Raw genomic sequence first — 12476 nt, 5'->3', positions numbered from 1 at the left:
CATTTTTTTGCGCGCAGGATAAGGATGAAAGTCGCGCCCAGACGGTGATCGTACAACCACCATGGGCTATGATGCGTGCTCAAGCTCACCGAGAAAGATGATTCATCATGGAAAACGCCAACACCGCCCCTCGTCTTCCCCGCAAGCGCCGCAGCCTTGCCCAGGAATTGGTCACGGTGTTGTCCGAGCAGATCCGCGACGGCCAGCTCAAGCGGGGTGACAAGCTGCCCACCGAGTCAGCGATCATGGACGCCCATGGGGTCAGCCGCACCGTGGTGCGTGAAGCCATCTCACGCTTGCAGGCGGCGGGGCAGGTCGAGACCCGTCATGGTATCGGCACTTTTGTGCTGGATACGCCAAGCCCGAGCGGTTTCCGTATCGACCCGGCCACCGTGGTGACCCTGCGTGATGTGCTGGCGATCCTGGAGTTGCGGATCAGCCTGGAAGTGGAATCCGCAGGTCTGGCCGCGTTGCGCCGCAGCGACGAGCAACTGGCCGCCATGCGTGCGGCGCTCGACGCCCTGAATGAAAGCGCGGCTCACGCCGGTGACGCAGTGGCCTCCGACTTTGCATTCCACCTGGAAATTGCCCTGTCCACCGGTAACCGCTACTTCACCGACATCATGACCCACCTGGGCACCAGCATCATTCCACGCACCCGCCTGAATTCGGCGCGCCTGGCCCATGATGACCAGCAGCACTACATGGGGCGCTTGAGTCGTGAGCATGAAGAAATCTATGAAGCGATTGCGCGCCAGGATTCCGATGCGGCGCGGGCGGCGATGCGATTGCACCTGACCAACAGCCGTGAGCGGCTGCGCCATGCCCATGAAGAGGCAGAAGCGCAGCGCGGTTGAAGGCTGCACCGACCCTGTAGGAGCCCGGCTTGCCGGCGATAGCGTCCAAAAGATCGTCATCGCCGGCAAGCCGGGCTCCTACTGCGTCAGTTGGCGGGTTGGTTTGGCTTGTAGTCCTTGAGCAGCAGGTAAGTGCTCCACCCCCACCAATCATTCGTCCAGTGCTTGTCGTTCAGGTCATTCACGTCCTTGCGACGCAGCACCTTGTCGCCCTCCATTTTGAACAACGGCGAGAAGTTGTTCGCCGGGTTCTGCGCGGCATTCAAGTCCGGCACATACAGCGGTGCCTTGAAGTTGGCCGGGGAGGGGGGGACACCACTGATGAAGGTGTCGAAGATCTCATCCGCCGAGGCCTGCACCGCACGTTTGACCTGCGTCCGGTTGTCCGCGTCGATGGCATCGAAGTAGCGCTTATCCCCATACGCATGCCATTGATCGCCCATGGCATTGCGTACTTTGAGCCCGAACTTGCTGTCTTCGTCATGCATGAAGCGACTGATCAGCGAACCCAGTTCACCGGGTGTCACCACCGCTGCGAGTTGTTTGCGTGGGACACGCAAGTGCCCGGCTGAGAACAGGTCGGTCAAAAAGTGATCAGCAAAACTGTTCATGGCGTACGCCAGTTCAAGCGCCTGGTCGGTGCCGGTCTGGTGGGCCACAACGGCTTGTTGCAGCGCCGCCGTGTGGCCTGCCAGGTACGCCGACAGCGCCCATTCCCCGAAGTGATCGGCGTTGTCCGCTGCCAGTTTCAAGTAACGCCCCAGCGGAATCAGCGCCGATACCGCACTGCCGCCGCCGGTGATGCGATTCCATTCTTCCGACAACGTGTCACCCAGCGCGTCGTAGGCTTCGTGAGGTTGCTTGCCATCCTTGATCGCCTGCTTGACCGCATTGATCTCCTTTTGCATCACCGCGAGGATCTTGTGCGCTTCTTCCCGCGAGGCGGGCAGTACCGCCAGGCTGTTGAATGCGGCGGTAAAGAGTTGCACACGATCGGCAGGGGAGGCGCCGTCGCTGATGGGCTGGCCGGGGATGCCATAGAAGTCGCCGCCCAGGGCGATCACTTGATCATAGGTCAGCGCCAGCCCGTTGGGCAGGTGCAGTTCGACTTGGCGTGCGGGAATGGCCGGTGCGTCTTTGACGAAACGCAACAGCGTGTCGTCGCCTATGGCGGTGTGTTCACCCCCTTCGAAGCGCAGGGTAGGCGGGTTCTTTTCGGGTGCAGCGAGTTCTAGACCTGACATGTTAGCTCCTTGCTATGTCGTAGGAATCTTCCGTAATAACTGTATGTATATACAGTAGTGCCGAGCATAGAGGAAAAACTTCCTACGTCAAGAACGCACGTCTAAACACGTCACCCGATGAAGTCTGATGAATTGCAGTTGACGAATCTTTTTATAGTTGTACGATGACGTACGACATCACCAAAACCAACAACAACCTTTCGACAGAAAGTCTTCGCCCAGGGTGTTCGAATAATGAATCCACAAGAACTGAAGTCCATCCTCTCCCACGGTCTGCTGTCTTTCCCGGTGACCGATTTCAACGCCCAGGGTGACTTCCACCAGGCGGGCTATATCAAGCGCCTGGAATGGCTTGCCCCTTACGGCGCCACTGCCTTGTTCGCTGCCGGCGGTACCGGTGAGTTTTTCTCCCTCGCTGCCAGCGAATATTCCCAGGTGGTGAAAACCGCCGTTGATACTTGCGCCACCAGCGTGCCTATCCTGGCCGGTGTAGGCGGTTCGACCCGCCAGGCCATCGAGTACGCCCAGGAAGCCGAGCGCCTCGGTGCCAAAGGCCTGTTGCTGCTGCCGCACTACCTCACCGAAGCCAGCCAGGACGGGGTTGCCGCCCACGTTGAAGCCGTGTGCAAATCGGTCAAGATCGGCGTGGTGGTCTACAACCGTAACGTCTGCCGCCTGACCGCGCCGTTGCTGGAACGCTTGGCCGAGCGCTGCCCGAACTTGATCGGCTACAAGGATGGCCTGGGTGACATCGAGTTGATGGTGTCGATCCGCCGTCGCCTCGGTGATCGTTTCAGCTACCTCGGCGGCCTGCCGACTGCAGAGGTTTACGCCGCTGCCTACAAAGCCCTGGGTGTGCCGGTGTACTCCTCGGCGGTGTTCAACTTCATCCCGAAAACTGCGATGGACTTCTACCACGCCATCGCCAAGGACGATCACGCCACTGTCGCCAAGATCATCGACGACTTCTTCCTGCCGTACCTGGACATCCGTAACCGCAAGGCCGGGTATGCGGTGAGCATCGTCAAGGCCGGTGCAAAAATCGCCGGCTATGACGCAGGCCCGGTGCGTACGCCGCTGACCGACCTGCTGCCAGAAGAATATGAAGCCCTGGCCGCGCTGATCGACAAGCAAGGCGCGCAATAACCCATCTACAAGGCCGCTGAGTAATCAGCGGCCTTTTGCGTCAGGAGAAGATTTGTGTCCCAAGCCCAACGTTTCGATAACTACATCAACGGCCAATGGGTGGCCGGTGCCGACTATTGCGTCAACCTCAACCCGTCGGAGTTGTCCGATGTCATTGGTGAATACGCCAAGGCTGATGTTGCCCAAGTCAACGCTGCCATCGACTCTGCCCGCGCCGCATTCCCGGCCTGGTCCACTTCCGGCATCCAGGCGCGACATGATTCCCTGGATAAAGTCGGCAGCGAAATCCTCGCGCGCCGCGAAGAACTCGGCACCCTGCTGGCCCGTGAAGAGGGCAAGACCCTGCCCGAAGCCATCGGCGAAGTGACCCGTGCCGGTAACATCTTCAAGTTTTTCGCCGGTGAATGCCTGCGCCTGTCCGGCGACTACGTGCCGTCGGTGCGTCCGGGCGTCAACGTTGAAGTCACCCGCGAAGCCCTGGGTGTGGTCGGCCTGATTACGCCGTGGAACTTCCCGATCGCCATCCCCGCCTGGAAGATCGCCCCGGCCCTGGCCTACGGTAACTGCGTGGTGATCAAGCCTGCCGAGTTGGTGCCGGGCTGCGCCTGGGCCCTGGCCGAAATCATTTCCCGCGCCGGTTTCCCTGCCGGTGTGTTCAACCTGGTGATGGGCAGCGGTCGCGTCGTGGGTGATGTGCTGGTCAACAGCCCGAAGGTCGATGGCATCAGCTTTACCGGTTCCGTCGGTGTTGGGCGCCAGATTGCAGTCAGCTGCGTGTCGCGCCAGGCCAAGGTGCAGTTGGAAATGGGCGGCAAGAACCCGCAGATCATCCTCGACGACGCCGACCTCAAGCAGGCCGTCGAGCTGTCGGTGCAGAGCGCGTTCTACTCCACCGGCCAGCGTTGCACGGCCTCCAGCCGCTTGATCGTCACCGCCGGTATCCACGACCAGTTCGTCGCGGCCATGGCTGAGCGCATGAAGTCGATCAAGGTCGGCCACGCCCTCAAGAGCGGCACCGACATCGGCCCGGTGGTTTCCCAGGCCCAGTTGGACCAGGACCTCAAGTACATCGACATCGGCCAGAGCGAAGGTGCGCGGCTGGTGAGCGGTGGCGGCCTGGTGACCTGTGACACCGAAGGCTATTACCTGGCACCGACGTTGTTTGCCGACAGCGAAGCCGCCATGCGTATCAGCCGTGAAGAGATCTTCGGCCCAGTGGCCAACGTGGTGCGCGTGGCGGACTACGAAGCAGCGCTGGCGATGGCCAATGACACCGAGTTCGGGTTGTCGGCGGGCATTGCCACCACGTCGCTCAAGTACGCCAACCACTTCAAGCGCCATTCCCAGGCCGGGATGGTGATGGTCAACCTGCCGACTGCCGGCGTGGACTATCACGTTCCGTTTGGTGGCCGTAAGGGCTCGTCCTATGGTTCGCGTGAGCAAGGTCGCTATGCGCAAGAGTTCTACACCGTGGTGAAGACCAGCTACATCGGTTCGTAATACGCGACACCCGTGGCGCCCGCTTTGTGTGGGAGCTGGCTTGCCTGCGATAGCATCACCGGTGTGTGCCTGACACACCGTGGTGCCTGAATCGCGAGCAAGCCCGGCTTCCGCATGAAAGCGGTCCCCACCGACAAATAGACCATTACCCGCAAAAAAAATAATTAGTGGGAGTACTTCTACATGCAAGCGACCAAGCCGACCCACGTCCGCTATTTGATCCTGCTCATGCTGTTCCTGGTGACCACGATCAACTACGCCGACCGGGCCACCATCGCTATCGCAGGCTCCAGCCTGCAAAAAGACCTCGGCATCGACGCGGTCACCCTCGGTTACATCTTCTCTGCATTCGGTTGGGCCTACGTGGCCGGGCAAATCCCCGGCGGCTGGCTGCTGGACCGGTTCGGTTCGAAAAAAGTCTATGCCCTGAGCATCTTCACCTGGTCACTGTTCACTGTGCTGCAAGGCTATGTCGGTGAGTTTGGTGTCTCCACCGCCGTGGTTGCGCTGTTCATGCTGCGCTTCATGGTGGGCCTGGCCGAAGCGCCGTCCTTTCCCGGCAACGCTCGAATTGTCGCCGCCTGGTTCCCGACCGCTGAACGCGGTACGGCATCGGCGATCTTCAACTCGGCGCAATACTTCGCCACCGTGCTGTTTGCGCCACTGATGGGCTGGATCGTCTACAGCTTTGGCTGGCAGCACGTGTTTATCGTGATGGGCGTGATCGGCATCGTGTTCTCGCTGATCTGGCTGAAAGTGATCCACAGCCCGCGCCAGCACCCGATGATCAACGAAGCCGAGTTCAACCACATCGCCGCCAATGGGGCGATGGTCGACATGGACCAGGACAAAGGCAAGGGCAAGAAAACCGATGGGCCGAAGTGGGATTACATCCGCCAGTTGCTGACCAACCGCATGATGCTCGGCGTGTACCTGGGCCAGTACTGCATCAATGGCATCACCTACTTCTTCCTCACCTGGTTCCCGGTATACCTGGTGCAGGACCGTGGCATGACCATCCTCAAGGCCGGTTTCATTGCCTCGTTGCCGGCGATCTGCGGGTTTATTGGTGGCGTTCTTGGCGGGGTGATTTCCGATTACCTGCTGCGCAAGGGCCACTCCCTGACCTTCGCCCGCAAGGCACCGATCATCGGTGGCCTGTTGATCTCCAGCAGCATCGTGGCCTGCAACTACGTGGATATCGAATGGATGGTGGTGGGTTTCATGGCCCTGGCCTTCTTCGGTAAAGGCGTGGGCGCACTGGGTTGGGCGGTGGTGTCCGACACCTCGCCGAAACAAATCGCCGGCCTCAGTGGCGGCTTGTTCAACACCTTCGGTAACCTCGCGTCGATTACCACGCCGATTGTCATCGGCTACATCATCAGCACCACCGGTTCGTTCAAGTGGGCCCTGGTGTTCGTGGGCGCCAATGCCCTGGTGGCGGTGTTCAGCTACCTGGTCATCGTTGGCCCGATCAAACGTGTAGTACTCAAAGAGCCGCCTACCAAGGGGCCTGAGTTGACCAACCTAACCGAAGCGCATTCCTGAGGGGCCGTGTGATGCAGTTGATTGAACATGCCGACTCGCCGCGCTCGATTCGCTTGCACGAGCGCGACAACGTGGTGATCGTGGTCAATGACCAGGGCGTACCGGCCGGGACCGAGTTCCCGGACGGCCTGGTGACCGTGGATTTCATCCCCCAGAGCCACAAGGTGACCCTGGAAGATATCCCCGAAGGCGGTCAGATTATTCGCTACGGGCAGACCATTGGTTACGCCCTGGCGCCGATTCCGCGCGGCAGTTGGGTGCAGGAAGATCAACTGCGCATGCCGACCGCGCCACCACTGGACAGCTTGCCACTGTCCACCGAGGTGCCTGAAACCCAGGCACCGCTGGAGGGCTTTACCTTCGAGGGTTACCGCAACGCCGACGGCACCGTGGGCACGCGCAATATCCTCGGTATCACCACCACGGTGCAGTGCGTCACGGGCGTGCTGGACCATGCGGTCAAGCGCATCAAGGACGAATTGTTGCCCAAGTACCCGCACGTCGATGACGTGGTGGCGCTGACCCACAGCTACGGCTGTGGCGTGGCAATCACTGCGACGGACGCCTACATCCCGATCCGCACCGTGCGCAACCTGGCGCGCAACCCGAACCTGGGGGGCGAGGCCCTGGTGATCAGCCTGGGCTGCGAGAAATTGCAGGCCGGGCAGGTGATGCACGACAACGACAGCTCGGTCGACCTGAGCGAGCCGTGGCTGTATCGGCTGCAGGACTCCAGCCACGGCTTTACCGAGATGATCGAGCAGATCATGGAGCTGGCCGAGACGCGCCTGAAGAAGCTCGACCAGCGCCGCCGCGAAACGGTGCCGGCGTCCGAGCTGATCCTGGGCATGCAGTGCGGCGGCAGTGATGCGTTCTCCGGCATCACCGCCAACCCGGCGCTGGGCTATGCCTCGGATCTGTTGCTGCGGGCTGGGGCGACGGTGATGTTTTCCGAAGTGACCGAAGTTCGCGATGCGATTTACCTGCTGACCTCTCGCGCTGAAAGCGAAGCCGTTGCCCAGGAGCTGGTCCGGGAAATGGATTGGTACGATCGCTACCTGGCCAAGGGCGAGGCGGACCGCAGCGCGAACACCACGCCGGGAAACAAGAAGGGCGGCTTGTCGAACATTGTCGAGAAGTCCTTGGGCTCTATCGTCAAATCCGGCAGCAGCGCGATCAATGGCGTGCTGGGCCCGGGTGAGCGCTTCAAGAGTAAGGGCCTGATCTTTTGCGCAACCCCGGCCAGTGACTTTGTGTGCGGCACCTTGCAACTGGCGGCAGGGATGAACCTGCATGTGTTCACCACCGGACGCGGTACACCTTACGGGCTGGCGATGGCGCCAGTGGTGAAGGTGTCGACGCGTACGGAGCTGGCGCAGCGTTGGCCAGACCTGATCGATATCGACGCCGGGCGCATTGCCACCGGGCGCGCGACCATCGAGGAGCTGGGTTGGGAGCTGTTTCACTTCTACCTGGATGTGGCCAGCGGCAAGAAGCAGACGTGGGCGGAGCACCACAAGCTGCACAACGACATCACCTTGTTCAACCCGGCGCCCATTACCTGAGCCCGCCACAGACCTTGTGGGAGCTGGCTTGCCTGCGATGGCGGGGTGTCAGATACGAACGTATCGACCGGTACACCGCCATCGCAGGCAAGCCGGCTCCCACATATGATCAGCGTTGCCCAGACGAAGCGGCCTACACTGGCTTATCATTGGCCACCTAACGACGCTCACCAAGGTTCTCCCCGGCATGCTGGCAATTTTCCTCACCACCCTGACCATCACCGCGCCGGTGTTTGCCATGCTGTTCCTGGGTGTGCTGCTCAAGCGCATCAACTGGATCAACGACAACTTTATCCATACAGCCTCGTCCCTGGTGTTTAACGTCACCATGCCGGCGCTGCTGTTTCTCGGCATCCTGCATGCTGACCTGCACTCGGCGCTCAAGCCAGGTTTGCTGATCTACTTTGCCGTCGCCACATTGGTCAGCTTCGCGCTGGCCTGGGGCTGGGCGATCTTTCGTTGCCCGCGTGAAGACCGGGGCATCTATACCCAGGGTGCGTTCCGTGGCAATAACGGCGTGATCGGCCTGGCGCTGGCCGCGAGCATGTACGGCGACTACGGGATTTCCCTCGGCGCGATCCTCGCGGCGCTGGTGATCCTGTTCTACAACACCCTATCGACCATCGTGCTGGCGGTGTACAGCCCGGTGATCAAGTCCGACCCGTGGAGCATCTGCAAGAGCGTGGTGGCCAACCCGCTGATCATCAGTGTGTTTGCGGCCACGCCGTTCGCGGTGTTCCAGATTGGCTTGCCGGGTTGGCTGGAATCTTCGGGCCAGTACCTGGCGGACATGACCTTGCCGCTGGCGCTGATCTGCATCGGTGGCACCCTGTCGCTGGCAGCGTTGCGCAAAAGTGGCAGCATGGCCCTGAGCGCCAGCCTGGTGAAGATGATCGGCCTGCCGCTGGTGGCGACGCTGGGCGCGTGGCTGCTGGGGTTCCGGGGGCCGGAGCTGGGGATTCTGTTCTTGTACTTCGGTGCACCGACTGCGGCGGCCAGCTTTGTCATGGCCAGGGCGGCCGAGGGTAATCATGAGCTGGCGGCGGCCATTATCGTGATCACCACCTTGATGGCGGCGGTGACCACGAATATCGGGATCTTTGTGTTGCAGGCGGGTGGTTGGATCTGAGTGTTGTGGTGTCTGTGAGGACCGATCGCCGGTAAGCCGGCTCCTACGGTGCCTCGTAGGTATCGATCACTTCCTGCGCCGCCCGAAACGCATCAATCGCCGCCGGCACACCGGCATACACCGCGCAATGCAGCAACGCTTCACGAATCTCTTCCACCGTACACCCATTGTTCAGTGCGCCCCGCACATGGCCCTTGAGTTCCTGCGGGCACTTGAGCGCGGTGAGCGCGGCAAGGGTGATCAGGCTGCGAGTCTTCAGTGGCAGGCCTTCACGGTTCCACACGCTGCCCCAGGCATGTTCGTTGACGAAGTCCTGCAGCGGCTGGGAAAACTCGGTGGCATTGCCCAGGGCGCGGTCGACGAATGCATCGCCCATGACCTGGCGACGCATTTCAACCCCGGGCTTCTTCTGATCGGTCATTGCGATTCCCTCTTGTGTTGACGGCGCCAGGCTCGCAGCGTGCTGAACAACAGAAAAGCCACCAGCACTGGCAGGACGTAATACAGCATCAGTTGTTCAAGCTTGTTGGCCAGTGGCATGCCGGTGGTAAATGCCATCACATGCAGCCCGTACGCCAGGTACAGGCCCAGCAGCACCACGCCTTCGGCGCGGGTCACGCGGTAGCCGGTGTAGAACACCGGCAGGCACAGCACCACCACGCCGAGCATCACCGGCAGATCGAAATCCAGGGCATTGGGCGACACTGACAGCGGCGAAGGGGCGAGCAGGGCAGTCAGCCCCAATACGCCAAGCAGGTTGAACAGGTTGCTGCCGATCACGTTGCCCACGGCAATTTCACGTTCGCCGCGCAGGGCGGCAATCAGGGACGTCGCCAGGCACGGCAGCGAGGTGCCGACGCCGATCAAGGTCAGGCCGATTACGCGTTCCGACAGGCCCAGGTCGCTTGCCACATCCACCGCCGCGCCCAGCAGCAAATGCCCGGCCAGCACCAGGATCAAAAAACCGCCGAGCATCAACAGCACGCTGCTCAGCCATGGCGCGCGGGCCACGGTGTCCAGCGTGCGAGGGCGGCGCGAGTGGCGCGTCTGGTAATGCAAGACACCGAGGTACGCGACCAAGGCAACCAGCAGCAACAGGCCATCGAGCGGCGTAAGTTCTTCGTTGGCGGCGAGGGTGAACACCAGCAGCCCGGCCAGGATCATTACCGGGATATCCAGGCGCACCAGTTGGCGTGAGACCCGCAGCGGGATAATCAACGCCGACAGGCCCAGGGTCACCAGGATGTTGAAGATGCTACTGCCGATCACGCTGCCCACCGCGATATCGGTATTGCCGGCCAGGGTGGCCTGCAGGCTGACGGTCATCTGCGGAGCACTGCTGCCAAAGGCGACGATCGTCAGGCCGATGATCAGCGGCCGCACCTTAAGGCTTGCGGCCAGGCGCACGGCGGCGCGCACCAGGATTTCGGCGCCGATGATCAGCAGCACCAGGCCGCTGACCAATTCCAGCAGGCTCCAGGGCGAGAGGGCGGTTAATCCGAAAATGGCCAGGGCTCCGTCTTTAGTTGCTCAGCGCTTGTACGCGCACACGCGCCGTACCGCTGCCGATCATACCCAGTTGCTCGGCGGCCTTGCGTGAAAGGTCGATCAAGCGCCCACGGGTATGCGGGCCGCGATCATTGATGCGGACAACCACGGATTTGTCGTTGTCGAGATTGGTGACCTTGACCTGGGTGCCAAACGGCAGTTGCCGGTGGGCGGCGGTCAGGGCGTTCTGGTTGAAGGGTTCACCGCTGGCAGTCTTGTTGCCATGGTGCTTGGCGCCGTAATAGGAGGCGGTGCCGGTTTCGTCGTAGCCGTTGGGGTTGATGATGCCGCTGGCGCAACCGGCCAGTAGGGAGAACAGGGCCAGCAGGCCGAGTAGACGCTTCATGCAAGGAGTCCCATTACAAATGTTGGAGTTGGCTCGTGTGGGAGCTGGCTTGCCTGCGATGGCTTCACCTCGGTGTCACTGATGCACCGAGGCGCCTGCATCGCGGGCAAGCCCGGCTCCCACAGAAGCCGGGTCCTGCACGTGTCAGCCTTCGAGCTTGCTTTTCAGCAGTTCGTTCACCTGTTGCGGGTTGGCCTTGCCTTTGGAGGCTTTCATCGCCTGGCCCACAAAGAAGCCGAACATCTTGCCGCGCTTGGCTTCGTCGGCCGCGCGGTACTGCTCGACCTGCTCGGCATTGGCCGCGAGCATTTCATCCAGCACGGCCGAGATCGCGCCGCTGTCGGTGACTTGCTTGAGGCCGCGCTTGTCGATGATCTCATCGGCACTGCCTTCACCGCTGGCCATCGCTTCAAACACCGTCTTGGCGATTTTGCCGGAGATGGTGTTGTCCTTGATGCGCAGCAGCATGCCGCCCAGTTGCTCGGCGGTGACCGGGGCTTCGTCGATTTCCAGGCCCTGCTTGTTCAACAGGCTGCCCAGCTCAACCATCACCCAGTTGGCCGCCAGTTTGGCGTCGCCGGCAATGCTCACGACTTTTTCAAAGTAGTTGGCTTGCTCACGGCTGGAGGCCAGCACGCTGGCATCGTAGACCGACAGGCCGAACTGCGCCTGGAAGCGCTCGCGTTTCTGCTGCGGCAGCTCCGGCAGGGTGGCGCGGATGTCATTGAGGAATGAGTCCTCAAGCACCACCGGCAACAGGTCCGGGTCGGGGAAGTAACGGTAGTCGTTGGCTTCCTCTTTGCTGCGCATGGCGCGGGTTTCGTCTTTGTTCGGGTCGTACAGGCGGGTTTGCTGGATGACCTTGCCGCCGTCTTCGATCAGCTCGATCTGGCGACGCACTTCGCTGTTGATCGCCTTTTCGATGAAGCGGAACGAGTTGACGTTCTTGATCTCGCAGCGGGTGCCGAACTCGACCTGGCCCTTGGGACGGATCGACACGTTGCAGTCGCAACGCAGCGAACCCTCGGCCATGTTGCCGTCGCAGATGCCCAGGTAGCGCACCAGTGCGTGGATGGTCTTGACGTAGGCAACGGCTTCCTTGGCGCTGCGCATATCCGGCTCGGAAACGATTTCCAGCAGCGGCGTGCCGGCACGGTTCAGGTCGATACCGGTCGCGCCCGGGAATTCTTCATGCAGGCTCTTGCCGGCATCTTCTTCCAGGTGGGCGCGGGTCACACCGACGCGCTTGATGGTGCCGTCTTCCAGGGGGATGTCCAGGTGGCCCTTGCCGACGATCGGCAGTTCCATCTGGCTGATCTGGTAGCCCTTTGGCAGGTCCGGGTAGAAGTAGTTCTTGCGCGCGAACACGTTGTGCTGGCCGATCTCGGCGTCAATCGCCAGGCCGAACATCACCGCCATGCGCACCGCTTCCTGGTTCAGCACCGGCAGTACGCCGGGCATGCCCAGGTCGACCAGGCTGGCCTGGGTGTTCGGCTCGGAGCCGAACTTGGTGGCGCTACCGGAGAAAATCTTCGATTGGGTGGCGAGCTGGGTATGAATCTCCAGCCCGATCACAACTTCCCATTGCATAGT

Annotated in this window: 11 protein-coding genes; 6 read left to right on the top strand and 5 right to left on the bottom strand. The window is 61.4% G+C overall.

Going from position 1 to position 12476, the window contains the following annotated elements; translation table 11 throughout:
• Positions 1-107 precede the first annotated feature (107 nt).
• Positions 108-857: a FadR/GntR family transcriptional regulator gene (locus CWC48_RS05990; protein ID WP_016976230.1), complete on the top strand. Its 750-nt coding sequence runs from the start codon at positions 108-110 to the stop codon at positions 855-857.
• Positions 858-943: 86 nt separating this feature from the next.
• On the opposite strand, the gene CWC48_RS05985 is transcribed toward CWC48_RS05990, so the two are convergent.
• A complete protein-coding gene (locus CWC48_RS05985) occupies positions 944-2101 on the bottom strand; it encodes a phospholipase (protein ID WP_100491487.1) in 1158 nt (385 codons plus the stop codon).
• A gap of 234 nt (positions 2102-2335) precedes the next feature.
• Here CWC48_RS05985 and kdgD point away from each other — a divergent pair, with 234 nt between their 5' ends.
• The 5 genes from kdgD to CWC48_RS05960 all read left to right on the top strand — a co-directional run bounded on the left by kdgD (position 2336) and on the right by CWC48_RS05960 (position 8989).
• Positions 2336-3247, top strand: coding sequence for a 5-dehydro-4-deoxyglucarate dehydratase (kdgD, locus tag CWC48_RS05980; protein ID WP_034102171.1), 912 nt, complete (start codon positions 2336-2338; stop codon positions 3245-3247).
• Between the two features lie 54 nt (positions 3248-3301).
• Positions 3302-4747, top strand: a complete 1446-nt coding sequence (locus tag CWC48_RS05975; protein ID WP_100491486.1) for an aldehyde dehydrogenase family protein — start codon at positions 3302-3304, stop codon at positions 4745-4747.
• 183 nt (positions 4748-4930) lie between these two features.
• Positions 4931-6295 (top strand): MFS transporter, encoded by a 1365-nt coding sequence (locus tag CWC48_RS05970; RefSeq protein WP_078046872.1) that lies wholly within the window; start codon positions 4931-4933, stop codon positions 6293-6295.
• Between the two features lie 11 nt (positions 6296-6306).
• A complete protein-coding gene (gene garD, locus CWC48_RS05965; RefSeq protein WP_078046873.1) occupies positions 6307-7860 on the top strand; it encodes a galactarate dehydratase in 1554 nt (517 codons plus the stop codon).
• A gap of 187 nt (positions 7861-8047) precedes the next feature.
• Positions 8048-8989, top strand: a complete 942-nt coding sequence (locus CWC48_RS05960) for an AEC family transporter (RefSeq protein WP_078046874.1) — start codon at positions 8048-8050, stop codon at positions 8987-8989.
• A 43-nt stretch (positions 8990-9032) separates the two neighbouring features.
• Here the strand turns inward: CWC48_RS05960 and CWC48_RS05955 are convergent, their stop codons facing one another.
• The 4 genes from CWC48_RS05955 to gatB form a co-directional block, all read right to left on the bottom strand.
• Positions 9033-9410 (bottom strand): carboxymuconolactone decarboxylase family protein, encoded by a 378-nt coding sequence (locus CWC48_RS05955; protein WP_078046875.1) that lies wholly within the window; start codon positions 9408-9410, stop codon positions 9033-9035.
• A complete protein-coding gene (locus tag CWC48_RS05950; protein WP_100491485.1) occupies positions 9407-10453 on the bottom strand; it encodes a calcium/sodium antiporter in 1047 nt (348 codons plus the stop codon). Before CWC48_RS05950 ends, CWC48_RS05955 begins: the two co-directional genes overlap by 4 nt.
• 58 nt (positions 10454-10511) lie before the next feature.
• Complete coding sequence (locus CWC48_RS05945) at positions 10512-10883, bottom strand: septal ring lytic transglycosylase RlpA family protein (protein WP_078046877.1); 372 nt, start codon at positions 10881-10883, stop codon at positions 10512-10514.
• A 144-nt stretch (positions 10884-11027) separates the two neighbouring features.
• Positions 11028-12473 carry an Asp-tRNA(Asn)/Glu-tRNA(Gln) amidotransferase subunit GatB gene (gatB, locus tag CWC48_RS05940; protein WP_100491484.1) on the bottom strand — a complete coding sequence of 482 codons (1446 nt, stop codon included), beginning with the start codon at positions 12471-12473 and terminating at the stop codon, positions 11028-11030.
• Between the last annotated feature and the right edge of the window lie 3 nt (positions 12474-12476).

Source organism: Pseudomonas sp. S10E 269 (assembly GCF_002798465.1).
GTDB lineage: Bacteria > Pseudomonadota > Gammaproteobacteria > Pseudomonadales > Pseudomonadaceae > Aquipseudomonas > Aquipseudomonas pergaminensis.
Note: the sequence above shows the minus strand (reverse complement) of the source record. Positions and strands in the feature narration are given on the sequence as shown.